15 protein-coding genes and 1 pseudogene are annotated in these 25,290 nt (G+C 66.7%); 5 read left to right on the top strand and 11 right to left on the bottom strand.

Going from position 1 to position 25,290, the window contains the following annotated elements; all coding sequences use genetic code 11:
* The first annotated feature begins 2 nt into the window (after positions 1 to 2).
* A complete protein-coding gene (locus tag ABZ865_RS09700; RefSeq protein ID WP_361226463.1) occupies positions 3 to 1,763 on the top strand; it encodes an ATP-dependent helicase in 1,761 nt (586 codons plus the stop codon).
* Between the two features lie 122 nt (positions 1,764 to 1,885).
* Here ABZ865_RS09700 and ABZ865_RS09695 read toward each other — a convergent pair whose 3' ends face one another.
* Complete coding sequence (locus ABZ865_RS09695; RefSeq protein ID WP_037664724.1) at positions 1,886 to 2,140, bottom strand: helix-turn-helix domain-containing protein; 255 nt, start codon at positions 2,138 to 2,140, stop codon at positions 1,886 to 1,888.
* A 202-nt stretch (positions 2,141 to 2,342) separates the two neighbouring features.
* On the opposite strand from ABZ865_RS09695, the gene ABZ865_RS09690 reads away from it, so the two are divergent.
* Complete coding sequence (locus ABZ865_RS09690) at positions 2,343 to 3,233, top strand: DUF5655 domain-containing protein (protein ID WP_361226461.1); 891 nt, start codon at positions 2,343 to 2,345, stop codon at positions 3,231 to 3,233.
* A gap of 343 nt (positions 3,234 to 3,576) precedes the next feature.
* Here the strand turns inward: ABZ865_RS09690 and ABZ865_RS09685 are convergent, their stop codons facing one another.
* The 4 genes from ABZ865_RS09685 to ABZ865_RS09670 form a co-directional block, all read right to left on the bottom strand.
* A complete protein-coding gene (locus ABZ865_RS09685) occupies positions 3,577 to 6,075 on the bottom strand; it encodes an RNaseH domain-containing protein (RefSeq protein ID WP_361227289.1) in 2,499 nt (832 codons plus the stop codon).
* A gap of 503 nt (positions 6,076 to 6,578) precedes the next feature.
* Positions 6,579 to 9,902 carry a hypothetical protein gene (locus ABZ865_RS09680; RefSeq protein ID WP_361226459.1) on the bottom strand — a complete coding sequence of 1,108 codons (3,324 nt, stop codon included), beginning with the start codon at positions 9,900 to 9,902 and terminating at the stop codon, positions 6,579 to 6,581.
* Entirely contained in the window at positions 9,899 to 11,143 is a 1,245-nt protein-coding gene (locus ABZ865_RS09675; protein WP_361226457.1) for a hypothetical protein, read from the bottom strand. Before ABZ865_RS09675 ends, ABZ865_RS09680 begins: the two co-directional genes overlap by 4 nt.
* A gap of 92 nt (positions 11,144 to 11,235) precedes the next feature.
* A complete protein-coding gene (locus ABZ865_RS09670) occupies positions 11,236 to 12,471 on the bottom strand; it encodes a helix-turn-helix transcriptional regulator (RefSeq protein WP_361226454.1) in 1,236 nt (411 codons plus the stop codon).
* A 554-nt stretch (positions 12,472 to 13,025) separates the two neighbouring features.
* Here ABZ865_RS09670 and ABZ865_RS09665 point away from each other — a divergent pair.
* From ABZ865_RS09665 to ABZ865_RS09655, 3 genes are read left to right on the top strand one after another with little or no spacing between them, the layout of a single operon-like run.
* On the top strand, positions 13,026 to 14,576 hold the full coding sequence (locus ABZ865_RS09665) for an N-6 DNA methylase (RefSeq protein WP_361226451.1): 1,551 nt from the start codon (positions 13,026 to 13,028) through the stop codon (positions 14,574 to 14,576).
* Positions 14,569 to 15,852: a restriction endonuclease subunit S gene (locus ABZ865_RS09660; RefSeq protein WP_361226447.1), complete on the top strand. Its 1,284-nt coding sequence runs from the start codon at positions 14,569 to 14,571 to the stop codon at positions 15,850 to 15,852. Before ABZ865_RS09665 ends, ABZ865_RS09660 begins: the two co-directional genes overlap by 8 nt.
* Positions 15,853 to 15,855: 3 nt before the next feature.
* Positions 15,856 to 18,933, top strand: coding sequence for an HsdR family type I site-specific deoxyribonuclease (locus ABZ865_RS09655; RefSeq protein WP_361226444.1), 3,078 nt, complete (start codon positions 15,856 to 15,858; stop codon positions 18,931 to 18,933).
* 361 nt (positions 18,934 to 19,294) lie between these two features.
* Here the strand turns inward: ABZ865_RS09655 and ABZ865_RS09650 are convergent, their stop codons facing one another.
* The 6 genes and pseudogenes from ABZ865_RS09650 to ABZ865_RS09625 all read right to left on the bottom strand — a co-directional run bounded on the left by ABZ865_RS09650 (position 19,295) and on the right by ABZ865_RS09625 (position 25,280).
* A complete protein-coding gene (locus tag ABZ865_RS09650) occupies positions 19,295 to 20,662 on the bottom strand; it encodes a DUF317 domain-containing protein (protein ID WP_361226442.1) in 1,368 nt (455 codons plus the stop codon).
* Positions 20,663 to 20,727: 65 nt separating this feature from the next.
* Positions 20,728 to 21,846 (bottom strand): DnaB-like helicase N-terminal domain-containing protein, encoded by a 1,119-nt coding sequence (locus ABZ865_RS09645; RefSeq protein ID WP_361226439.1) that lies wholly within the window; start codon positions 21,844 to 21,846, stop codon positions 20,728 to 20,730.
* A pseudogene (locus ABZ865_RS09640) lies at positions 21,846 to 23,122 on the bottom strand (DNA cytosine methyltransferase). Before ABZ865_RS09640 ends, ABZ865_RS09645 begins: the two are co-directional and overlap by 1 nt.
* Positions 23,119 to 23,982 carry a hypothetical protein gene (locus tag ABZ865_RS09635; RefSeq protein WP_203349165.1) on the bottom strand — a complete coding sequence of 288 codons (864 nt, stop codon included), beginning with the start codon at positions 23,980 to 23,982 and terminating at the stop codon, positions 23,119 to 23,121. Before ABZ865_RS09635 ends, ABZ865_RS09640 begins: the two are co-directional and overlap by 4 nt.
* Before the next feature lie 97 nt (positions 23,983 to 24,079).
* Entirely contained in the window at positions 24,080 to 24,547 is a 468-nt protein-coding gene (locus tag ABZ865_RS09630) for a hypothetical protein (protein WP_361226436.1), read from the bottom strand.
* On the bottom strand, positions 24,540 to 25,280 hold the full coding sequence (locus ABZ865_RS09625) for a tryptophan synthase subunit alpha (protein WP_361226433.1): 741 nt from the start codon (positions 25,278 to 25,280) through the stop codon (positions 24,540 to 24,542). Before ABZ865_RS09625 ends, ABZ865_RS09630 begins: the two co-directional genes overlap by 8 nt.
* Between the last annotated feature and the right edge of the window lie 10 nt (positions 25,281 to 25,290).

The following is a 25,290-nucleotide window of genomic DNA, read 5'->3' as shown; positions in this document are numbered from 1 at the left end:
AGGTGAAGCTCACCGACGGCCAGCAGGCCCTCGTCGACGCCACAGACAGCCTGTTCGCGGCGGCCTGCCCTGGGGCCGGCAAGACCCGGGCCATGGTCGCCCGCTTCCTCCAGCGGACCGCCGAGGAACCCCGACGCGGGATCGCCCTGATCTCCTTCACCAACGCCGCGGTGGACGAGGTCCGACACAGGTGTGGCAGCCAGACGGAGGCCCTGCGGGCACCCCACTTCGTCGGCACGTTCGACACGTTCATCCACCGCTTCATCGTCACCCCTCTGTACGTGAAGGCGTACAACCGGAGGCCCCACTACGTACAGTCCTGGCAGGACGTGACCAGTACGAGCTTTCGCCTCGTCCCTGATCTAGGAAGGGCCAAAGACCTGGAGTTCCGCTGGTTCGACTTCGACCCGGACGGGCGCGCTCATCTGGACCTGAGCCGAGTGCCGAAGGCGTTCGGCGATGCCGCGGTGCACCATCAGTTGGCGCGACGCAAACACGAGGCGGAAGCCAAGGCGTCGCACATCTTTGGCCAACTGCTCAAGGTCGGGACCATCACCTGCGAGGCTGCCCGTCTGCTGGCCGCGTTCTGGCTCAACAGCTCCAATGAGCGGGCGATCCTTGCAGGGCTGCTGCGGGCTCGTTTCGCCGAGGTCATCGTGGACGAAGCGCAAGACTGTGGCCGAGAAGAGCTCGACATCCTCCGCTTCCTTCGAGACAGCGGCGTCCGCGTGGTCATGGTGGGAGACCTCGACCAATCGATCTACGAGTTCCGCAACGCGACTCCCGCCGCGGTCCAGGAGTTTGCCGCCGACCTCCCTGTCCAACTCGAACTCGACGACAACTGGCGCAGCTCGCCGGCCATTTGTGCCTTCAACAGTGCCCTGAGGTCCGGGCAACTGGTAGAGACGGCTCGCGGCGAGAACTCCGTCGTCCAGACCCCGGTCCACCTGATCGAGTTCTCGGCTCTCGACCAGATCGTGCCTGCGGCGCTGGAAGTCGCTGAGCGATACAAGCTCGCAGCAGACGATCTCGTCGTCCTGTCCCACGCCGAGGCTCACGGGATGAAGGCGGCCGGCGTTGCTAGCCAAGAAGCCGCTGGGAGCTACCGCGTGATGGCCATCGCCAACGCCGGATCTACGCTCCGGTCGCGGGAGACGGACCCGAAGGCCCGTCGGAAGTCCGTCGAACAGGTGCAGCGAGCCATCCTGGCGACGCTCACCGCTGGGCGGGACACACAGCATCACAGCTTTGCAGCGGCCTGCGAAGAGATCAGCGTCGACCCTCGGTGGCTGGAGAGCTTCGCGGTACGGATGGCTCTGGGGCTCGACGCTCAAGGCAAGACCAGGCTCGAATTCGCAGCCGAGGTGCGTGAGTTCTTGAAACAAGCCAGCTGGGGAGACGGGCCAGCCCCGGCCTCCAGCGATCTGGGCAAGCTGTTCAAAGCACCACCGGAGGCCGCTTGGGCCAGCGTCTCCAGCTTCGGTAACAGCCCGTCCATCCGCCACTCCACTGTCCACGGCGTCAAGGCCATGGAATTCCCCGGAGTCGTACTTGTCCTGCCAGACAGGTTGCGGGTAGACCCGGTGACTGGGCGGACGGTCTTGGACGACTGGGAAGGTGCCCACAACACCGAGGCCCGGCGTGTCCTCTACGTGGCTGGCTCCCGAGCGCAGGAACTGCTCGTCTGCGCCCTGCATCGTAAGCACACGAGTCGAGTTGCTGCGATACTCGATGTCAAGGGCGTTCCCTACAGCACGACGTAGAGCGGCCCAGACCATCGTTCGGTTTCTGACCTCACTGAGGCGACGGCACCGGCTCGCCTTGGGAACACGCACTGGTCACGGGGCGAGGGGCAATAGGCCATCGAGGGCATGGACACGTTGGGTCAGGAGCCCGTGAGGTGCCTGGTGTCGACGGTGTTGTATTCCGGTTCGCCGCTTTCCAGGACTCGGAGCAGTGATGCGGTGACAATCCGGGTGGCGCGGCCGATCCGGAGCACGCGGCAGGGAAACTCGCCGCGGCGGACGAGGTCGTAGCTCTTCGACCTGGACAGCCCAAACGCTTGGGCAGCCTCTTCGACGCTCGCGGTTCCGCTCCAGGTGGCTCGTATATGTGCGGGGCTGAACTGCCCGTGCTGCATTGCGCTGTTCTGGCTGGGCATTCTTGTCGGCGGTGCCTTTCGATTCTGTGTTGCTTGCGGCAGTAGTAGATGTGTGTGGACATGGTGGCCAGGGGTGGGCTACTAATCCGGGATCTCACATCTTCTTCACGGCGCCGAAGCCCCTGACGGAAACAATCCTGACCCGCCCGGTGTTCTCGATCTTCGAGCCGAGGAGGGGAAGGTGTCGAGCCTGAAGCTGTTTCACACGACGAATGAAGGTATGAGCGAGGTCGCGCCGCGTCTTGCTGAGGTTGAGGCAGACGTGCAGGGCCTCATCGAAGCACACATGGAGACGCTGCTGGGCGTCCGGTTCCTGGCGAGCGAGTACGGCACCGGGCCGGTCCACGGGGGCCGGATCGACTCGCTCGGGCTGGACGAGAATGGCTCGCCGGTCATCGTCGAGTACAAGCGCGGCGTCGACGCCGGCGTCATCAACCAGGGCCTTTTCTATCTGGCGTGGTTGATGGACCATCGCGCCGAGTTTGAGCGCCTGGTCCACGACTGTCTCGGGGTGACAGCCGCGGGCCAGGTCCTGTGGAGCGGCCCGCGTCTGATCTGTATCGCCGGCGACTTCACCCGTTACGACGTTCACGCCGTGCGTGAGTACCGGCGCTCGATCGACCTGGTCCGCTACCGACTCTTCGGCAGCGCTCTGCTCGGGCTTGAGACTGTGGCATCCGTCAGCGGCGGTATGCGGGTCACCCGCCGAATGCGCCGACAGGCGGTTGCCCGGGCGGCAGCCGACGTCCAGGGCGCGTCGATGATGGAGCTGGCGAGCGCGGTCGACGAGGCACTGCTTGGGCTCGGGGACGGGGTGAACCGCGTTGAACGCAAGCAGTACTGGGCGTATCAGCGTCTGCGGAACTTCGCCTGCGTCTGTCCGCCTCAGCGGAGCAAGCTCCTCGTCTACCTGAAGGTCGACCCGAGTGACACCGACCTCGTTCCGGGCTTTACCCGGGATGTGTCCGGTCTTGGTCACCACGGGACGGGTGATCTGGAGGTGCAGCTTCGTACGCCGAGGGACGTGGAGCGGGCGCAGGATCTGTTCCGGGCGAGCTACGCGGCGGCGTGATCGCTGGACGGTCCCTCGGCCGTGCGCGCTTCGTGGCTGGTCTGTGGTCGTCGGGAGGCGCCTTTCGACGTAGGGACAGGGCGTGGCGGTGGACTATCAATGGTGCGCGGGATTGCCGGTTTGGCCAACCGGCGATCCCGCGCTATGTTCCCCCGCTTTGCGGTGCTGGTGATCAGCCTGTCTGGCCCTGGCATCAGCCGCGAGCAGCGGCGGCTCGCAGCGCCTCCGCCCAGTCACACGACCTGGGCGAGTGAATAAGTGCGCCATCGCTTATCACCATCAGCCGGCCCAGGAGGCGATCCGCCGCCCCTCCTCTGCATCACTCCCGAAAACGCATCTTCGGCTACTCGTCGGTGGCTTCATCTCCCTGTTCCTCGGGCGGCGCCGACCGCCGGTACTGGGGATGGTCGAGGTCGAGCTGTTTGGCTGCGTGCAACGGGACGGGGTAGCGGGAGCGGTCGGACCAGGCGATGGTCTGGTGACACAAGCGCGCGGTCGCCCGTGCGAGCATCGTCCGGTCGACCCCATCGGCCACGCCGACTGGGTAGATCTCGGTCGCCGTGACGGCCCACCAAGGAGCCTTGAGCTCATTCGTCTCCCGCTCCCCCTCCTCTCCGCCCTTGCCCGGGTCGGCGTCCCAGCGAGTGATGGTCTTGCCCAGGTCGCCGCCCTTGGCTTGATAGTTGCGCGGGATGTTGAACAGGATCCAGAAGGGATTTCCGAAGTCCACGTCGGCGCGGTGTAGTTTGGCCGATGCAAACAGGATGGATTCCTTCTCGGTGTCCGGATCGCTCTCGCGAGGGACGGGAACGTACTGGGGCACCTCGTCTGCGGCGACGTTCATCCGGATGACCGCGCTCGGCTTCTTGCGAGGTGCGTTCCTGCCTTTGCCGTATCCCGGCAGCCAGGTGCGCGGATCGGTGATGTCCTCTTCCTGGTAGCTCTGATTCTCGTTGTGCAGGCCCGTCCACATCCGTCGGCAGGCGTGCCCGTCGACCATGACGACATAGCCCATGCCGGGTTCCAGCTCGTCGCGGACGAGGCTGGAGAGGGCGTCTTCGACGTGTGCTGCTGCTTCCGCCCAGCGTTCCTTGTCCGTCTCGCCCTTGCCGTCGACGTGGAGTGCGTAGTCACTGGCGTGGAAGGCGGCGATTGCCTCCCAGTAGGGCACCCAGGCCCCGATTTGGGGTGTCCACGCTCGCATCGTCCAGGCGTCGCCCTCCTCCTCCGGCGGAAACAGGGCGGTGGCAACGATGATGCGTTTGGTGTGCTTGCCGTCGGCGGTCTTGGCCTGTCGGCGGGCGTGGATCCCGCAGTAGACGAGTTTCCCCGCTTCGTGGCCCTTCCTGTCCTTCGCGATGGCCCGTGCGAGGCGCTGGTCGATGATCCCGAGTGAGCGGTACAGGTCGAGGAGCGCCATGTAAGCGGCGTGGTCTTTCCCGGGCTTCGGAGGACTGATTTCTGTTGCGGGGTTTCCGAAGGATCCCGGTTTCATTCCCGTGGTGAACTGACAGACGAAGCCCTTCTTGGCCAGGAAGCGGCGCACTTGGAACTTTCCGTCATAGCGCTCCTTGCGTAGAAGGAAGGCGTTTCGCTTCTCTCCGTCCTTCTTCTTCAGGGCCGGGATCTCGGTCTCGCACCAGGCGCCGACCATTACCTGCGACTCGCTGTCGGCGAAGTCGTCTTCGAGGGATTTGAACTCCACGGTCCGGTTGATGTCGTCGCCGTGTGACAGGAAGCGCTCGGCCTGGCGGAACACCACGCTGATGTCGGGAGCGAGGAAGACCTCCTCGCCTGGCTCAGGATCGCCGATGGGCGAGCCGTCCGGGAAGGCCAGGGACAGCGCGTTGATCATGCGAAGGCGGGTGTTCCAGCGGTACCACAGGCATACGATCCGCAGGTGCTCGAAGCCCTGGGCCTTCACCGAGGCGGTGATCTCTTCGGGCGGGGGAAAGCCGATGGTGTGGAGGAGTTCGCCGGCCTCGATGCGGCTTGCACGCTCCTGCGGGGCCATCTTCTGCTTGTCCGTGGGGCGCGGCTCGAAGGTCATCGGTTCCACCGTGAAGTCGACCCAGGTGGCCTTCTCGCCCAGCACCTTGGAGACGTGTTCGGCCAGGAGCCGCAGGTGGAGGGTGCCAGGTCCCGTGCCGACAGCGAAGTTGTCGTTCTGCGGCATGAGCGGGCGGATGACGCCGGCGTCAGGGGTGATGAACGAGGGGAATTCCCCCCTCTCGGCGGCCTTTTCCAGCAGGCCCCGCTCTTCGGTGACGCGTGTCTGCAGCGCTTGCAGGACGCTGATGTCCATCTCGTCGCGTGCGAGCAGTTCCAGGGCGCGCTGGTTGACTGCGCGGACGTTGCCGTTGCGTACCAGCTCGGTGTGCAGGATGGGAAGGCCGTCGCTGCCCTGGTAGATGTGCGTGGACTTGGCATAGATCATGTTGCTGTGGACGCGGGTGACGTGGGCGTCCAGGAAGATGACGGGGTGGACGACGTTGGGCTCGGTCTTCATGACCACTGAGAGCCGGGACATCGCGTACTGGGCCTTGGTGGCCTCGTTGACCTCGGTTGCGTCGTCACGGAGGTTGTACTTGCGTCCGAAGGGGTGATCCCAGGCGATGAGGCCGCCCCGACTGTCGGGGAGGTAGGTGACTTCCCTCTTGTTCGGGTTGGCCTTCCAGCCGATCGTGCGGTTCTTGTAGACCTGTTCGCCGTTGGCGTCGAGCTTCGGGGAGCCGTCCTTCTCCTTGTCGGCGACCTTCTTGGTGATCGGGACGAGGTCGTAGATGGTGAACTTTTCTTGGGCGAGCTTCTTGGAGATCACCCAGGGCACGGCCACGTACATCCAGTCGGGACACTTCGGCTGCCTGCCGGACACCGGCTTGAGGAAGCGCGTCATCTCGAACTCCTGCTCGGGCGTATTCGCGATGGCTTCGGCCACCGGTGGTACGTCGAGGAGGACGGCCTGGTCGGTGTTGAGCCCCTTGCTGTAGCCGACGACGCACCGGAAGACGTGGCGCAGGGTCTCGTCGTCAATCTTCTCCAGTGAGACCAGGAAGTTGAGGTACCGGTCGAGGTGGACGTATCCGCCGGTCTTGAACTTCAGGTAGGTCAAGGCGGTTGAGTACGGCAGGTTCTTCTTCTCGTCCGGATGCTGCTGGCTTTTCTGCTCGTCGTCTCCGGCGCCTTTCAGCTTCTCCCATTCATCCCGCACGCTTCGCGGGAAGATCCGTACGTACACCTTCTGGCCCTGGACGAGTTCGGGGGTGCAGCGCAGGGTGAGGGTGCTCGGGAGAGTCGCGGTGGTGTCGCTCAATGCTGTGATCTCTTTCGGGAAGAAGCGCTGGGCTATGCGGAGAGGGCGAGGTCGACGCCTGCGTAGGTCAGGAAGGCGTTGACCGCTTCGCCGTACAGTTCGGCCATCTGCCGGCGTTCCTCCGGCAGCCAACGGCCGGCCATGCGTTCGATGATGCTGGCCAGGTCGGAGCTCCACGTCTCGTCGTGGAAGGCGTAGTCCACAAAGTGCAGTTCCATGTTGGTACCGCCGCGTCGTGCTCGGCCGGCGAGCTGGATGAGGGACACCAGCATTCCGGCGACCATCTGTTCCTGGAGGACGAGGTCCATGGTCGACAGCTGCGGGGAGGAACGCAGAATGGTGGCCAAGTGGTCGCGTGCTGCGGTGCGAGCCGTCTGCAGAGCCTGGACGGGATCCGACGCACCGGATGCGGGCAACGAGTTGATGCCTGCGGCGTTGACACTGCCGTACATCCAGGTGGGATCGTCGATGATCAGCGGGGGCCTCACGCACAGGTAGATGGAGTGGATGGCTGAGCGGAGATTGACGACGATGTTAAGTCCTCTGGCGATGTTAGCCAGGGGGGCGATCAGGATGTCGCCAAATTGGGGGAATTCCTCGACCTCTTCGACGGTGATGCGGCGGACCAGCGACGGGTCGGGGAGGTAGCGGACGTTGCTGAGGCGGTCTTCTTCCCGGACGAGGACGCACACGCGGTGGGAGAGCCCTTTCGCCTTGGCGATGCCGGTGGCGATGTGGCCGCACTGTTCGTAGCTGTTGGCGGTGAGGATCACGCGGGCGCGGGTGCGGGTCGATTCCGATTTGGCCAGCCGCGTGAGTTTCCTCGACAGCTTTGTCTCGTACAGGCGTTCACCGATTTCGCGCAGGGCTTCGGGCTTGTCGGAGGGAAACTGGCCGGCGATCGGGATGCGTTCCCCGGCCTTTCGATGGCCGTTGCCGTAGGTGACGGCCGAGGACTCGACCAGGATGGATTCTTCCTGGGCGTCGGTCATCCACCACATCACAGGGGCGTGGACGTGCTCCTTGACCGCCTGGGGGAAGTAGGCCGTGGCGGAGAGCCCGAAGATGGGCCGCTCCACGCCGGCAGTGACCAGTGAGACGAGCCCGCCGAGTTCCGACACGTAGGTGTGCGGGTCGCCGGCCATGTGCTGCGTGGAGAGCTTGGCGTCCTTCTCCGGGTTCTTCATGCCGGTGACCCGGTAGCCGTTGATCGGCCTGCCGATTGTTCCGTGCGGAAGTACGTCGGCGATGCCGCCGGAGCGCATCGAGTCGATGATGCGGTTGGCGCTGAGCAGCCCGGAGTGACGCAGGGACTGGGCGGTGTCGCGCAGAACGGCGAGCGAGACGTCCAGTTCGCTCATCAGCGTGCGGATGAGAAGGTGATCGATGGCCCGGTTGCGTGCGCGGCCGTCGCTGATCATCGGGGCGAGGGCCTCGTGGAGCCTGAGTTTGAGCGCATCGCGCTGGTTGATGCCGCGCGGCGACACGACGGCCCCGAGGACGCTGCTCACTCGTTCCCACTCGGGGTCCAAGAGCATGGGTGTAGGAGCCGTCTCGTCGTCTTCGCCGAGGTCGGGTGCCGGTACCAGGGCGTTGAGCCGGTGGATGGCCTCGGCGGGAAGCGGCTGGCCGTCGCTGACCTGGTATTCGGGGAACAGGAGGCTGATGAGCTCGCGGTCCTTGGAGCGTGGCAGGCGCCAGCCCTCGTAGTCGTATTCGTGCCTCAGCCGCGGGACTCGGGCGTCGTCGTGGTGGTTGAGGCGGAATGCCTTGGTGCACAGGCCGGTCAGCAGGGACTCGGCCATGAGCCGGACGTGGCTGACCGGTTCGATGAGCTGGTCCTCGAAGCGCAGAGGAAGGTGCTTGGCCGCGGTGTCCAGGACCTGCGGTTCTGCGGTCCACGGGCGCCGCGAGTGCAGATCGACGGTGGTGGCGCAGCGGTCGACGGCGACGGCCTGGAAGGCGTCGATCTCGTCGATGATGACGAAATCGCTGGCGCGGAGCACGAACTCGCGGACGGTGACGGACCGGACCGGGCGGCCGTCGATCTGGATGCCCACCTTCATGTTGCCCTGGATGAAGTTGTGATGGTTGGTGACGATCACCGTGGCGTCAGCGGCCTGGTAAGCGGGGGTGAACTTGCCGCAGGTTGGGATCCAGGGGCAGGCCAGCATCTCTCCGCCGCCACGCAGGCTCAGACAGTTCTCCTTGCCGGGGCGGTAGATGCCGGCGGAGTCGAGCCAGTGCTGCTGTGCGCATCCATAGGCGAGGTGGTCGACGTCACGGCGGCCTCGCTTGCCCCATTCCCCGGGGGCGTCGGGGTCCTCCTTGACGAGGGCGGCGTGCTTGAGGGCCCGCTCGTGCCGTGAAGACGGCGACATCAGCGGAGCGCACGTCGCCAGGTGCTGGGTCCTGCCCGCCTCGTGCAGGATCTCAAGGTCGCGGCTCATGTCCCAGACGGAGGCGAGCGTGGCCTTCACATCGGGGACGAGGAGGGTGATGCGGTAGTCGTTGAGCGCGGCCCACGAGCCCAGGAGACGGACCAGCACGGACTTACCGGTTCCGGTGGGCGCGTGGAAGATCTGGGTGCAGCCGGCCAGGAGCTCCAGCACATCGACGGTGTCGGTGTCACGGGCCTTGACCCGGTCGAGCAGGCCCGTCAGCACCTTATGCAACCAGGGGCCAGCCTCTGTGTCCTCGTACTGGGTGTCCAGGAGCTGTGCGATGTCCTTGAGATCTTGGACGTAGACCGGGACCCTGCCAACGTTGGGCCGGGTGGTGAGGGCGGGAAGCGTGTCGTGGCCGAGAGGCTGGGCGAAAGCGGGAAAGCGGGGGATGGTCACGCGCCCGTGGACGATCTCGTTGCCCTCGGTGCGCTCACTCGTCTCGTACGTTTGGCCGGGAGCTGCGAACTCGTGGGGCTTGCGCCGGCTGCTCGGCCGCCGGTAGGGCGCGAGAAGGCTCTTGGCGTAGCCGAGGTAGTCCCCTCCCAGCAGGGGGTAGGCCGCGGTGGCGGTGAGAGGATCACCGGCCAGGGTGAACAGCTGGAGGGTCGTCTGCTCGTCCTCCTCGTCGGCGGTGTCCATGGCGCCCAGGAGGATCCGCGCGGCGGAGGCGAACCGTTTTTCGTCGGCGAGGTCGGGGTGGCTGAGCTTCATCACCTCGGCCACGAGCAGGCGTTCCTCACTGCCCAGCTCATTCCATCTCTCCCATGCCTGGGGTTTGCAGCTGGCGAAGAACGCCGCGTGGCGGAAGGAGGCCAGCGGCTTGCCGTCGTCGTCCTGCTGCGGGAAGTAGTGGGCGGCCAGGGCCAGCGCGGCGCGGACGAAGGCGTCTTTGACAGTCATCTGGCTCATGCCCACACCACCCCGGCGCTCTGGCAGACCATCTTGGCGAAGTCGGTCATGGTCGCGGCCTTCATTCCGTACTTGAGGCAGGTCACGGTCAGCAGGGGGATCTGGTCGGCTCGGTGGTCGGGAACGACGAGCCATTCGGCGCCGCCCTTGTCGCCGTCGTTGCGGTGCAGGCTCTCGGCCAGGACACGGCCGTGGGTGTAGTCCTTCACATCCACGGTGAAGACGTGCGTGCTCCCGTCAGGGCCCTTGACCTCGATGTGATGGTCGTAGGCATCGCTCATCGGCCAGAGCCTGACGGCTTCGTCCACATCGGCCAGTGCGGCGGCCAGCCGCTCCCGCAGAACGGTGTGCAGACGCAGCTCGTGCAGGCCGGGCACGCAGGTGTAGCGCCACACGCCACGCTTGAGGGCCAGGTGCCCCTCAACCGGCTTCGCCTCCGGCACGGCACCGGTGGTGCCCAGCGCGAGCGCTGCCTCGTGCGGAGCTGGGGTGTCGGGGCTGTCCGGATGCAGCTGCGGCGCGTCTCCGGACGTGGGCCGGAACATGAAGCTGGCGCCGGTATCGGCGTGACGGCCGTAGAGGCAGGCGACGCGGTAGTACTCGCGGCCCGCACTCATCCGCTTGCTGATCTTCATGGGCCACTTGCACACCGTGCAGGGGAACCACCAGGTGCGGTAGACGGCGTGGTAGGGGATCGGCTCGTAGAAGCCGATTGCGTTGAGGGGCAGGCCGCGCTTGTTCAGCTCCGCGGCCGTGCCGGTCGGGCATTCCACCAGCGTGGTGCGGTCCTTGACGTACTGGGCGTCACCGCGGCCTTTGAGGATCTCGTACATCTGGTCCTGGTCGATCTCGTCCTGAAGCTGCTCCTCGGTGAACCGCATCCGGCCGATCCGCCGAAGCCGCTTCAAAATCCGGTGCAGCTGGGAGGTCTCCCACTGCAGATCGAAGGCGTTCCCGGTGACGCAGCCCTCGGCATCGACAACTGGAAAGTCGAGATCGCCGAAGCCGGACCGGTCCAGCCACGGTGGGAGCAGGCCGTCGACGGGACCGCGCAGCCTTCGGCGGAACTCGCCGAACGACAGCGGCACTCCGGGGCCGTACGCGGCGAGCAGGTCCCCGTGGTACCGCATCAGCTTTTCGGCCCGGTCCCTCGGGGTCAGGTCCGGTGCGGTGATCGTCTGACAGGCTTTGATGAAGGTGAAGTTGATCAGGCGGAACGCCTCGAAATGCGAGAACGTCAAGCCGTCATCATCGACATGGGTCGTCACGGGAGACGACGGTAGAGCACGGGTCTGACAATGCCCCCGGAACGGTCTCGGACCGCCCTAAATGATCATTGTGCTGGAGACGCCGCAGCTGGGTACATCTCCGTGTATACGTGCAGGTAGGAGGCAATGTGCTGCTGCCCGAGAGCGGTGGTGTGCCACCGGTATTCGAGGACGTGCGTATCGCCCGGTGCCATCCGGGGACGTAGTTCGATGAAGCCTCTGCTGGGATGCGCCTGGCGCTTCGGCCGATAGCCGACAGCCAAGTAGAACAGGGACTTGCCCGTCAGCTCGCTCTCGTGGAGACCTTCCGGGCCGGCCGCGGCGACACGCAGCAAAACGCCCCACAACCATTCGGACAGCAGGTGCGCGGGAGGCGCCGACTCCGCGGGCTCTCCAAGCCCAGCGCGGGCGCAGGCACGGCCGCGGCGCGTGATCTCCACGAGGGTCCGGTCCACCTCGCCGACCCCTGGAACCTCTACGCGGTCCTTGGTCACTTTGATCAGTCCCAGCCGCTCCAGGGAGTGGAGGGTGGCCCCGGCCCCTTGATCGTGGACGCCAGCGCTCCGCAGGCGCTGCTGAAGGCGCGTGTGGCCGACTACTTCGGAGGGTGCGTCGAGAGCGAACGGCAACTTCCGCCACTGCTTGGCCGGCGGCACCCTGACCTGGTTCTGCCGGCGCATCCACATCTCCGTTTCAGTCATCTGGTCATCGCGCAGGATTTCCCCCAGATAGACCCGCTGCCGTTCATTCAGCCCCTCCCAGCCCTCGACCGCTGACGCCGGCGGACCGTGCCGCTCCCGCTCGGGCAGACGCGGGGGCTCATCGGCCGGCCGCGTACGCATCCAGGCGTCCATCACCATCCGGACTGGCACCTCGTACACGGTCGCCAGCTGCTGCACGAGCCGGCCCGTGTGCCCCGGCTTCCTCCAGTTCCATCCGGACACCTGACGGCCCCGCTCCAGGCTGCGGACTTTGTGCGCGTCCACGAACAGATCACGGCCGACGGCAGTCGCGCGAAGACGAGTGGCGACCTCTTCTGCGGTGAGACCAGCGGCATAGCGGAGGTCAACCAGCGTCTCGGACCCGCTGGGCGTACCCGTGAGGTCGGCGGTGGCGCAGCCCAGAGCATCGGCGAGCCGCCGTACGTTCCTGGCTTCAGGCACATACCTGCCCTCCTCCCAGTACACGACCACGCGGTACGTGACCCCCACGCGATCAGCAAGCTCCTGCGGAGTGAGTCCAGCCTGCTCGCGCAGCGCCCTGATCTTGGTGTGCTCAACGGCTAGCAGATGCCTCGGCATACTCGTAGGGAACCTCAGTGAAGACTTCATGGCAACTGATGAGGCGCCGGGTGCCTGTCAGCGGGGATTTCAAGCGAGTGCGGGAGGCGTGCCTGAAGCCCAGAGCCCGTCGTGATCGTGTCCCGGGATCGAGTCGTCGGTGGTGAGGGCGTAGATAGCGATGTCCTCAGGAGCACATCGGGGCCGAGTCATGCACCTGCCGGGCGCGCGATCGAAGGCGTGACCTGTCGATCACGAGGGCGGGCGCGCCAGACGTCGCATAAGGGGCGGTCGCCGACGAGCACGCGCCATCGGGCGGCCAGCCCACGGCGTCGCTGTGGCGCCGTCTCCGTCAGTCTCGGAGCGTCTCCTGCTGGGCGCGATTGCCGTCCTTCGTGGTCCTGGGGAGGGATATCGTTGGCGGGTCGTCCGCACAGGGATGCGACGCCCCGCGCATGTCCACTCGGCGGCGTGTCCGGTGGATGCGCGCCGGGCATCCCCGGGCTGGGCTGACTGATAGGAACACCACGACCTTCGGGTCGCCACCTTTAGACGAGCAAGGACACCCCCGACTGATGGTAGTGACCCAGCAGGAGATCGAGAACCGGTTGTGGGACGCCGCTGACGAGCTGCGCGTGGCGATGCCCGAAGCGCAGTACTCCTCGGTCGTCTTCCCTCTGATGTTCTGGAAGTACCTGTCGGATACCTGGGAGCACACCCACCAGATCTTCCTCAAGGAGAACGAGGACCTCGACCTCTCAGCTGAGGAAGCCGACGAGGTCGAGTACAGCAACTACCAGACGTTCAAGATCCCCTTGATCTTCCCTGGTACCGTCGCCGAGCGCCGCGCCTCTTGGTCATCCATCCTCGCCACCGTCGCCCAGCACGGCCTCGGCCAGCGGGTTCGCGCTTCCCTCCAGGCCATCGAGTCGGCCAACCCTGACAAGTTCTCCCGTCTGTTCGGGTCCATGACCTGGACCTCCGAAGCGGTGCTGCCAGGGGAGGTGCTGGCGTCGGTCATGCGGGCGATGGACCGCACCCCCAAGATGCACGAGGGCAACATGTCCCACGACGTGCTCGGTGGAGCGTACGAATACCTGCTCAAGCGCTTCTCCGACGGGTCAGGCACCCGCGCCGGCCAGTTCTTCACCCCACGTGAGGTCGTCGAGCTGATCATCGAGCTGCTGGACCCCAAGAACCACGAGTCGGTGTACGACCCGACCTGCGGGTCTGGTGGCATGCTCATTGCCGCCGCGAGCCTTCTGAAGGCCCGCGGCGGCCGGGGGTACACACTCAGCCTGAACGGGCAGGAGGCGGTAACGGACACTGCAGGTGTGGCCCGCATGAACCTGTTCATGCACAACCTGACCGATTTCAAGGTCGAGGTCGGCGACACCTTGAGGGACCCTCGCTTCAAGAAGCCGGACGGGTCCGTGAAGCAATTCGACGTGATTGTCGCCAATCCGCCCTACAGCCTGAAGTGGAAGCCCTGGACCAACGACCCGCGCGCCATCGGGGGGGTCGCCCCACAGTCGTCGGCGGACTGGGCATTTGTGCAGCACATGATCGCCAGCATGGATCCGAAGAAGGGCCGTGCCGGCGTCGTCCTGCCACACGGCGTCCTCTTCCGAGGTGGCCAGGAGGCAGCTATCCGCCGGCGCGTCCTGGGCGACGACCTACTGGAAGCCGTGATCGGGCTGCCGTCGAACCTCTTTTACAACACGACGATTCCGACCTGCATTCTCGTATTCCGTGCCCCCGGCACCAAGGCCCTGGGGCGGCAGGACGGCGTGCTGTTCATCGACGCCTCCACACGGTTCACCAAAGCCAAGAACCGCCACGTCCTCACTCGCACAGACATCGCCGACGTGGTGGCGGCCTACCACTCGGGCTCCGACGGCAACGGAGAGGCTGGCCTGTCCGCGCGGTTTGTCCCCGCCACGGAAATCGCAGCGAACGGGCACGACCTCAACATCGGCCGCTATATCAAGCAGGCCGCCGCCGAGCAGGAGGATCTCGGCACCCTCATCGATGCCTACAACATCGCCCGCGCCGAGCGCCAGAAGACCGAGCAGCGCATGCTCGAGGTCCTCTCTGCCGCCGGGATCGAGGGCTTCGATGAGTGACTGGCAGCAAATCAGCCTCGGCGACCTGGAGGCTCCCGCACGTCGCAAGGTAGCCATTCCACCGCAGGGCTCGAAGGCTTCGGCGAGTAGCGGCTATCCGCTTCGTCCGCTCGGGGAAGTGATGCGCCTCGACATCCAGCGCACACCGATGAAGCCTGGAACTACCTACCACCTAGCCGGGGTCCTGAATGCAGGGAAGGGGGTTATCGCTAAGGGTGAACTCGACGGTGGAGAAACAGAGTACGCAGCGATGAACGTCCTGCGCGCCGACCAGGTCGTAATGCGAAAACTGACTGCGTGGGAAGGGCCAATCACTGTAGTACCTGATGAGTTCGACGGATTCGTTGTCAGCAACGAATTCCCGACGTTCACGCTCGGGCCAGACCTGATGCCCGACTGGATGAGGCACGTCTGTGGCTCACCGCGGCTGTGGGCAGAGATGAAAAACCGGGTAAGCGGGACAGTTCAACGGCGCAAGCGTCTCAACCCAGAGCAACTCCTGCAGATCCAACTCCCGATCCCGCCCCGCGAGGTACAAGCTCGGATTGTCGAGATTCTCGACGCAGTTGATGACCAGATTGCCGCACTGGATGCTGAATCCGAGGCGTTGGAGGGGCTTCTGGAGTCGCTGCGCTCTAACTTGCCAGACACGGATCATCAGCCCATCAGCGACGTACTGCTGGGGATCGACAGCGGTAAGAGCGTCCAGGCTGGAGGGGAAGCCTCTGCTGAGGACGAGTACCGAATCCTGAAGCTCAGCGCAGTGCAGCGTGGTTGGTTCAAGACCTCTGAGGCCAAGACCGTTACGGAGGTCGCCGCGTTCTCGCCTAGTCATGTGGTGAAGAACGGTGACCTACTCATCACGCGGGCCAACACGCCGGAGCGCGTTGGCTTCGTTGCCGTCGCAAGGAACGTGCCCGCGGGGACATTCATGCCAGACCTCATCTGGCGCCTTCGTGTGGACGAGTCTCGCGTTCGCGCGGACTACCTGGAGCACGCTTTGTCATCGCGCGAACTGCGGACCAGCATCTCCGGTACTGCCGGCGGAACGAGTAAGTCGATGGTCAAGATCAATAAGCGCGGTTTCGGTACTGTTCGGGTGCCCATTCCGTCGCTTCCAGAGCAGGGTGAGTACGTCCAGCGGTGCGACGCCGTGGCCCGCGGGATCATGGCAACCCGTGCCGAGGAGGCCCGTCTCCGTCGAGTCCGGGCGGGGCTGCTGTTGGGGTTGCTGGACCGCACTATCGAGATTGAGTCTGCCGAACTGGGGGTCTGAGACGTGGCAAAGGGCATTCGGGAGCGCGAGTTCCAGAACTTGGTGATCCAATGGTCCTTGCCAATGGGCTGGAACTTCGCAGCCGGCAGGTCGCTGCCGCGTGAGACGACGCAGACGGTGATCGTCAGCCACCTGCGGGACGCCATCGTCCGACTTAACCCTGAGGTGATCGACGGGTTCGACGTGGACGCCGTGGTCGAGGAGATCGTCGCCACGGTCAACGCCGTCGAGGGCGGGCTGGTGCGGGCCAACGAACAGGTGCTGAAACTGCTGCGCGGGCAAAAGGAGTTCCGGCACGCCGACGGGGTGTGGCACTCTCTGAAGCTCGTCGACTTCGCGCATCCAATCGCCAACACGCTGGTCGTGTCGGACGAGGTGACCATAACCATCCCTGGCAAGACACCCCGACGGTTCGACCTCGTCTACTGGGTCAACGGCCTGCCCCTCGTTGTCGTAGAGGTGAAGTCACCGACCGCGAAGTCCGGGTGGGCCGGCGCCGCCCGCGAGATCAACGAGGTGTACGCCACCGAGTACCCATGGTTCTTCACCCCTAACCTCTTCGCCATCGCCTCCGACGGGCTGAAGCTGCGATTCGGTGCCGCCGGTGCGCCCCTGAATTTGTGGCAGCCGTTCCGGTCCACTGCCGACGATGAGGCCCTTTCCGGGCAGGCCGACGTGCAACGCTCTGTGGAGCTGCTGCTCACCCCGGCGACGGTCCTGGACATGCTCGCCAACTTCACCCTCTTCAGCACCTCCGGGGGCGGCGCGGACAAGAAGTACCTGCCCCGCTATCCGCAGATGGAAGCCGCCCATCTGATTCACAAGCGGGTCCTGGCCGACGGCCAGAAGGGCCTGATCTGGCACCACCAAGGCAGTGGGAAGACACTGCTGATGGTGTTCGCCGCCTCCCTGCTGTTGGCCGACATTCGCACCGATTCGCCAACAATCATCTTGCTCTCGGACCGCACCGACCTCGTCCGGCAGACCTCGGGGGTATTCACCTCCGCGATGGGGGACGCCTACTTCCACCAGCCCGCCACCAGCAAGAAGCTGCGTTCCCTGCTGGCCGACGGCGTACGCGGCGTTATTTCCACCACCGTCCACAAGTTCGCCGACGCCGGCAAGAACCTGTCGACCCGCCGCAACATCATCGTGCTGGTGGATGAGGCCCATCGCACCCAGTCCTCCAAGGAGGAGTCTCTGGCCGGGCAGATGCGTGCAGCGTTGCCGCATGCGAAGTTCTTCGGCATGACCGGCACCCCGATCAGGAACCTCGCCACCGACACCTTCGCCCTCTTCGGCGAGGAGACCGACCCGGGCAGGGTGCTGCACCGATACTCGGTGTCCCGATCTCTGCATGACGAGGCCACCGTCCCGGTCATGCTGGACCCGCACCCGGTCACCTTCGAGATGAACGACCAGGCGCTGCAAGCTGAGTTCGACCAGTTCGCCGACGAATTCGACCTCGACGACCCCGACCGTGAAACCCTGTCCCGCAAGTTCGGGCGCCTCACCTCGGTGTTCGCCAACCCCGAACGGATACACACGGTCTGCCAGGACATCGTGGACCACTACCTGGCCGGCGCCTACCGCAACGGCCTCAAGGCCCAGGTCGTCGCCTACAACCGTGAGCTGGCCGTGGCCTACACCGAGAAAATCAACGAGCTGTTGGCCGGCTTCGAGGCGTCACAGGTGCTCGCCGAGGTCGGGAAACATGACCGGATCACCGCCGAGGTCAACATCCACGTCAAGGACTCCAAGGACGAGGACGCCGCCATGCGGCCCTACCGGCTCTCGGAGGTCGAGGAGGAGGAGCAGAAGCGGCGCTTCCTCGCCCCGGACGATCCGTTGTGCTTCCTGGTAGTGACCGCGAAGCTGATGACGGGGTTCGACGCCCCCAACGAGGGCGTCCTCTACCTGGACAAGCCGTTGAAGGCCCACAACCTGTTCCAGACAATCACCCGGCCGAACCGCACCTGGGTGTCCCCTACCGGGTTCGTGAAGACCTCCGGTGTGGTCGTGGACTACATCAGCCTGGCCGAGGAGGTCCAGCGGGCCGTCGTCGACCCCACCGCGGAGGGGACCACTGGCAAGGGTGGGGGTTTCGTCACCGACGTGACCGACCTGGTCGCCGAGTTCCGCACCACTTTCGCCCGTATCGAAGACCTGTTTGCGAACGTGGACGGACTGGACCTCACGGTCCACGGGTACGAGTCGGTACGAGCCATTAACGTCTTCCTGGACGCCGATCCGGTCGCCGCCGAGGCGTTCTCCAAGGACTACCGGCTCTTGGCCCGCCTGTACCCGCTCATCAACACCGACAAGCGGATCGCCAAGTACCAGGACGGGTTCGGGCTGTTCGGGTCCGCGTACACGACCCTGTTCAAGAAATCCTCCGACGAGGAGAGGAAGGAACGCCTGGGCGAGCTGGGACCAATGGTCCTGGAGATAATCAATGCCCACGTCCACTCCTTCTCTGTGGTCGCTTCCCAGGAGGAACCCCTCGTCCTCGACGCCCAGGGCATCGCCATCCTCAAGGAACTGCTGGCCCTCGTCCGCCCCAAGTCCGACAAGGACGACAGCGAGGACAAGAGGCCGCCGTCTGCGGCGGAGATCCTGGACCAGATCAAGGCCGCCCTCGAAAGGGGGGTCGAACCGGGGTCCGCGAAGTACACCGCCCTGGCAGAGCGGATCAGGCAGCTGCGGGACCGGATCATCCAGAACGCCCAGGACGCCCTGGAGTTCCTGGCCGAAGCACTCCGAGTCGCCCGTGCCATCGTGAACGCCGAGAAGCACCCCGACGAAGCCGTCGTGCTGGATGATGACCACGTGGGTGTCCTGTCGCGGATCATTCACGATCACGCACCGTCCGGCCTCACCGTCACGGAGCGGAACCTGGCCGAGGAGATCGATCAAGTGGTCAAGCGCACCCTCGCGCAGTCGTGGGACAACGCCGAGGCCCGCAACCGAGGTGTCCGCCGTGCCACCGCCGCGGTCTTCCGCCGGTACGCGTTGAAGCCGGTGGGGGAACCGTATGGCTCCACCGTCGCCTACATCGAAGCCCACTACCTCGTCGACTGATGTACGCCCAGGGGATCCGGCAACCTGTGGTGGTTGCCGGATCCTCTGGGCTGCTTGTGTTCAGTTCTGCTTGCCGCTGGTCGCAAGCAGAGTGCAGCTCCAGGGGTCCGTAGGGCAGCCAGACTCCCCTCGCCGTTCTTGGGGGTCCGGAGCCTGCCTCGGGCTTCGCGCTCAGGAGGGCGTTCTGCCATTACTGGGCGGACGACGTGCGGGTGGAGCTCCGCAGCCGAGGCACGTGGACCGGGCGCACAAGCCGTTCCGCGAGCTTATGGGGCGGAGTGACGGCCGACAGCATCGGCTGGCCTTGGGTGTCTGTTGGCGAGATTTGGTCGTCGGGTGGTCTCTTCAGGCGTATCCGTGATCAGCGCCTATGGCTGGCTGCAAAGCTCGTGACCGCCAGAGCAGTCGGCGATGTGACGGCGAGTCCCTTTGTTGGTGCGCGACCCGTGGCCTGATGGCTGCGGGTGCCGGTTTCGTGGGCGAGGTTCTCTGAGAGATCCGCCAGCAGCGAAGTCGGGGTATGTGGCGACGCCGTGATGGCCCAGGTCGGCCGGTCCGGTCCGGGGCCGGCCCAGACGGTCCAGGTGGCCAGGTTCTGATTCGGGTGTTGTGCTGTGAAGGCGTCGAACTGGACGCCCACGTTCCCGTCGGGGGATGTCCAGCGGATCCATTGCCGGTCCACGGTGTGCTTCCATCCGGCGTCGGAGAGTGGCTGGGTGGCCGCGGTGACCGTCTTCTCGTCCACCGGGACGCCGGTGGTCGTGTCCCAGCCGTCGCCGTCGGCGAGGTGATTCAGAAGTTCCGCTATCACCGGGGCGGGGGTGGCGCCGGTCGCGGTGAGGACCCACATGCGGTCGGAGACGGGCGTCTCGTAGGCGGCGACGGTCCACGCGGTCTCGTGGGCCGGGGTCTCGTGGACGCGCTCGATGCGCAGGGTCTGCGACTCGTGGATGGCGTGGGTTGTCTCGTTGGACCAGGTCCGCCACTTCTCGAACTCGCCGTGCCTGTCGAGGAAGGAGTCGAGGAGGGCGTCGTGGTCGCCTGCATCGGCCAGGTAGACGGGGACGGTCTCCGGCTTCGGGCGGTGAGGCCCGGGTTTCGCTGCGCCGAGGTCCAAGGCGGTGCGGGCCTCGACGGCGGCGCGCTCGGCGTCGGTCAGGGGTGCCGGACCGGGGCGCATGTCGGTGCCGTGGACCTTCTCGAAGGCGAGCAGGGCCTGAGCGGGTGAGTCGAATGTGTCGGCGACTTGGCGCAGGTGGTCCTCGCCGTGGAGGTAGACGGACTTCCCGTCACGGCCGAGGTACGTGCCGACCGCGACGGTGGTGTGGCCGTCGTGGGCGTGTGCGTGGATGAGGAGATGGCCGTGGCGGATGTCGTCGTGGATCTTCTGCGCCTGGTTGGAGACCTCGCGGATCTCGCTGCGGGTGCACCACGGCATCGGATAGTCCGCCCAGGTCCATTCCTCGTCCATGGCCTCCCGGAGTCGAGGGGTGATATCGACGGTGATGCCGCCGGCGGACAGGTGATTGGCTGCATCTTCAGCCCAGTAGGGCTCCTCGTGGTCGATGCGAGCCAGGACCAGGACGTTGTCGGCGAGGACGGCCCAGTCGGCTGTCTCGAGAGCCGTGAGAGCGATGCGGGCCTGGCTGCCGGTCAGGACAGCGGTCACGGCGCTGGGATGGGTTGGGTGGGTGTCGAGGCGGACGTGAGCGTCGATGGGGGTAGTCACGTTGGGTGTCGTCTCTTCTGCCGGTGGCCGGGCCTTCGGGTCCGGCCACCGGCGTATGCGTGGTGCTATCGGGTTGCTCGCGCGGCGCGGGCGGCGTGAGCGGCCGTCGTGGTCGGCGGGCCGGCGCGAGTGGCGGGTGCCGGGCGCGGCCGTGGTGGCGGGACAGTTCCGGTGGCATGCTGCCAGCGGGTGCGAACGGCGCTGATGTCGGCGAGGGAGCGGCGGGCGCCCACCACAAGCTGGAACGGGGTGTTCGCCGGGTCTCCGGCGTACGCCGAGATGCGCCGGCCAGCGTGATCGGCGGTGGCCAGGAGGGAGCGCTGCAGGGCACGTTCGCCCCAGTGCTCCACGGAACCGGCCGGTTCGGCCAGCAGGCGGAGCACCTCGCCGGGTTCACTCGCGTTGTCGAGCAGGCCGCGCTGTTGGGCCTCCCATAGGACGGTGACGGGGTCGACGGGCTCGCGGCGGCGGGCCAGGGCGGTCAGGCATTGCCACAGGCCGGCGTGCAGGGGCCGGGTGAGGTCGTCGGGGAGCAGCCACCGGACGGACTCGATGTCGGCGGGGTGGGCGGTGGCGGTCGCGAGCAGCAGTTGCTCCTCCTCGACCGCCTCGGTGCGGTCGGTGGTGATGGCCGGCGGCGGTGCCGCGGTGCGGGGCAGCACTCCGGCGCGCGGCGGGAACCGGCTCGCGATGTCGTCCACGACCGCGGTGAGCGCGTCGGCCTCGGCGAGCACTGTCTCGACTGGGTGCGGGTGGGTGGCGTCGTCGACGCTCTGGATGAGGCGTTCGGCGGCCGTCTGCAGGCGCCGGCGGGCGTGTTCGGCCTCGACCATCCGTGCGTAGGCCGGTGCGTGGCGGGGCCAGGGGCAGACCTTGACGAGGGTGTGCAGGTAGGAGGCGGTCAGCCCGCGCGCCTGTTCGCGCCCCGTGGCGAGCACTTGGTCGAGCCATTTGGTGTTCTTCGCGTGCTCGGCGGGGTCGGGCGGAGGCAGGGTGCTGATGGCGGTGAACAGGGCGGCGTGCGCGGCGGTGGAGAACGAGTCGGCGGCGATGCCGGTCACGTCGCCGAGGCGGTGTGGATGAAGGAGGAGGGCGCCGAGGAGGGCCTGCTCGACGTGGAACACCGGCTGCGGCGGTGCGATGCCGTCGAGGTGGTCTTCTTCGGGTTCGGGGACGTGGGGCATCAGGCTGCGAGGGTGAAGTCGTCGGGGTTGAGGGTGACGCCGAGGTGCGGGGCGAGGAGGTGGCCGGCGAGCAACGGCGGTACGGCGTTGCCGATCTGGGAGAACTGCTGGCCCTTGTTGCCGGCCCAGGGGTAGTCGGCGGGGAAGGTCTGCAGGAGGCCGGCCTCGCGGGCGGTGATCCGGATGGGCTCGGGTACCGCTGGTGTGTCCGTGTCCTCGGTCGGAGGCGAGGCTGGTCCGGCGACCCAGGTGCACTCGTTCGCGCGGTGCCCGAAGAACAGTGTGCCCGCCGGCTCGGACAGCGGGCGGACGGTGGCGTTCGCTTGGTTGTTGCTGCGCAGGGACCAGGACCAGCGGTGTGCGTCGGCGGTGAACGTCGGCGCCGGAGCGTCGGCGGCACGGTTCTGTCGTGTGCCGTGCCGTGCCGTGCCTTCCAGCCAGTTCCTTCGCGGCGGGACTGCAGGAGCACACCGTCCGGCCTGGGCATCCAGGTGCCGCGCTCCCGGGCGTCGGAGAGGGACTTGCGGGAGCCCGAAGGGAACGGTTCGGGTCCGCCGCCGGGTCCGCCGCCGGCGCAGACGGTGGGAACGGGCCGGTCAGTCGCGCCCCATCCGAGGGCCTCGGCCATGCTGACCCAGCGGGCGCGGCCCGGACCGAACAGCGAGTCAGGCTCGGCGACTTGGGCGTGGGTGGGCGTGGGAGGCTGTGCCGTACGGACCCGGGAGGCGAGCAGGATCGCTCGCCTGCGCGTCTGTGGAACGCCGAAGTCGGCGGCGTTGAGGATCCCGTACCAGACCGAGAACCCCCAGGACCGCAGAACGGCCGCGTACTGCTTCCACAGCGGCAGGACGTCCGGCACTTCCTCCATCGCGACCCACTTGGGCTCGCCGACCGTGTTCAGGGCATGCAGGTAGCGCATCGGCTCGGCCGCGAGTAGGGAGCGCTCGTCGCGGCAGGCGGCGAGGAGGCGCTCGCGGGTGTCGCGTCCGGCGGCGAGGTCCTCCACTGCCGTGTGCACCAGCGGCTGGTCGAGCAGGCCGAGGCGTTTGCCGGCCATGCTCCATGCCTGGCACGGCGGGGAGGCGATCAGCCCGCGCGTGCGGCCGAGGAAGGGCCACGTCGGATACATGGCCACGTCGGTCCGGATCGTCAACTGCCCGGCGGCCACGCGCGTCTTGCAGGCCCATTCGTCCCATTCCAGGCCGACGTCGCGCACACCGAAGACGCCCAGTGCCCTGCTCCAGCCGCCCGGCCCCGCGAAGAGGTCGAGTATCACGTGGCCAGCCCGAAGTCGTCGCGGGTGAGAACGTCCGTGTCCCCGCGGCACGCCCAGGGGGAGCAGCCGTCCACGACGCCGTTCTCCAGCGCGTCGGCTTCGTCCGCGTCTATGCGCAGGGCTGCCCGTTCGGCGGCGGTGACGTGGTCGATCGGCGCCTGGCTCAGCGGGACGCGGGAGCGGTGCAGGAACGCCTCGCCGAGCAGTCGGCTGCCCGAGGCGTTGGCGCGGGCATTGCCTTGCCGGATGGCCGCATCGAATTCGACGACGTCCGCCCACTCGGAAGGGGATGTGTCCCTGATGTGCCTCCACTGCGCATTTCCGTGGAACGGGCATCCCAGGCAGCTCGATTTCGGTGTCTTCGCCAGCCCGAGTGAGGTCAGGTAACGAACGCAGTCCGCTCTGCTCCAGCCAAGGTCCAGGAGTGGATGCCGGTTGCGCATGTATTTCACGTCGGCGTCTTTGGCGCGGTGGAACTCGTCGGTGGAGATCCCCACCCACTGCTCAACGAACACGCCCTTGGGGATGCGCGAGGGGTAGGGGTGTCCGAGGAGTTCGCGTACCTTCTGCTTTATTGGTTTCACCTTGTATTCGCCGGTGCACTGCCTGCGGGTCATGCCGGGCCGCCCGTCCTTGTTCAGGATGTGCAGGGGCATGGAGGCGAAGCGGTGGTCCGGATTCAGGGCGTCGCTGCGAATGTTTCCGGCTGAGACGCGGAGGACCGGTATGCCGGCGGGCTTGGCTATCTCCTGTTCCAGTCGGTCCAGGTGAGCGTAAACGGCTTTGGGTTCCCATCCGGTGTCGGCGAATATCGCGTAGTCGACCTTCGGGAGGATCCCTTCGGCGGAAAGGGCGAGCAGGGTGCTGGACTGAACTCCCGCGCCCAGGGAAAGGGCACGGAATTGAGGCTGATCTGAAATCGTATGTCCTGGAGATGGGGAAATGGGGGGCGCGCCCTCAATGAGGCTGGTGCGTCAGCCGGCTGGGCGGGATCAGCCGGTCGCGGCGTATGGCGTGGTGGAGGGTGGGGATGCGGTCGAGGAGGTCGGTGGCCGACTCGATGAACTGCTGTGGTGAGGGGCGGATGAGGATGGCCGGCCCCTTCGTGGCGTCGGCTCGGCGGCGTTGGTTCTCCACGGCGCGGGCGAGGGCTGCGGTCAGTTCGGCGCTTGCGTCCTGGGCGGCCTTGGCGATCTGCGCGATGTGGTCGAGGAGCAGCAGCTTCCCGGCCGTGGTGTGCGGCGTGTGCTGGGCGAGGTCGAGGAACAGCCGCAGGGCGGAGCTGGCGATGCCTTGGGCGTCGTTGATCCGCGCGGCCAGCGCGTGCGCGTGGCCGATGCTGTTGGTGCACAGGGCCTGGTGCAGGGTGAGGGCGTCGGCCGTGATCCGGTCGAGGGCCTCGGTCGGGGCGGAGCGATCAGGCACGGGTCTCCGTGAGGGTGGTCGGGTGCAGGGCTCGGGCGAACGCGGCCGTCAGGTCCGGGGCTTGGGCAGGGTCGGTGGCCAGGGCGCGGACGACGGGGGTGCCGATGACGACGGCGTCCACCAGCGGAGCGACGCGTGCGGCGAGGGCCGGAGTGGAGATCCCCACTCCCGAGACCACGGGCAGCGGGCTCGCGGCACGCAGGCGCTGGGTGAAGCCGGCGAGCGCAGGGATGTCCAGTGGCCCTCGGTAGCCGGTGGGGGCCGTGCTGGCGGGTGCGTACAGCCATCCGGACGCGCCGGCGACCGCGGCCGGGAGGAGGGGGTCAGGGGTGGTGCGCGGGATGAGGCGTGGGGTGCGAAGGCCCGTCGCTCGTGCGGTTTCGTGCCAGCGGGCCGTTTGGTGGGCGGGCAGGTCGACGATCATCACGCCGGCGGCGCCGGCGTCGGCGAACACGCGGGCCACGTCCGCGGGGCCGTGGCGGCTCACGGGCTCCCAGTAGGTCATGACAACGGTCGGCCGGAGGCTGGCGGCGTGATCGACGGCGCGCACCGCGTGGTCGAGGGCGTTTCCGCTGCGCAGGGCGCGGTGGTAGGCGGCCTGAATGACGGGGCCGTCGAGGGCTGCGTCCTCGGTGGCCAGGCCGACCTCGAACAGGTCGGCACCTGCCTGCGCGAGCTGGTCGAGGTGCTGGCGCTGTGCGGTTGCCGGGTACAGGCCGGCGGGGACGAACACGCCCAGCGCA

It is taken from the genome of Streptomyces sp. NPDC047085, from assembly GCF_040643735.1.
Taxonomy (GTDB): domain Bacteria; phylum Actinomycetota; class Actinomycetes; order Streptomycetales; family Streptomycetaceae; genus Streptomyces.
The sequence above is the reverse complement of the archived record's forward strand: the minus strand, read 5'-3'. Positions and strand labels throughout refer to the sequence as shown.

What these genes read in the sequence shown, in the direction of transcription:
- ABZ865_RS09660 (WP_361226447.1), top strand. Translation starts at nt 14,569, where the DNA reads ATGAGTGACTGGCAGCAAATCAGCCTCGGCGACCTGGAGGCTCCCGCA.
- ABZ865_RS09685 (WP_361227289.1), bottom strand. Translation starts at nt 6,075, where the DNA reads ATGTACGTGGCCGTGCCCTGGGTGATCTCCAAGAAGCTCGCCCAAGAA.
- ABZ865_RS09680 (WP_361226459.1), bottom strand. Translation starts at nt 9,902, where the DNA reads ATGAGCCAGATGACTGTCAAAGACGCCTTCGTCCGCGCCGCGCTGGCC.
- ABZ865_RS09645 (WP_361226439.1), bottom strand. Translation starts at nt 21,846, where the DNA reads ATGCCCCACGTCCCCGAACCCGAAGAAGACCACCTCGACGGCATCGCA.
- ABZ865_RS09670 (WP_361226454.1), bottom strand. Translation starts at nt 12,471, where the DNA reads ATGCCGAGGCATCTGCTAGCCGTTGAGCACACCAAGATCAGGGCGCTG.
- ABZ865_RS09695 (WP_037664724.1), bottom strand. Translation starts at nt 2,140, where the DNA reads ATGCAGCACGGGCAGTTCAGCCCCGCACATATACGAGCCACCTGGAGC.
- ABZ865_RS09665 (WP_361226451.1), top strand. Translation starts at nt 13,026, where the DNA reads ATGGTAGTGACCCAGCAGGAGATCGAGAACCGGTTGTGGGACGCCGCT.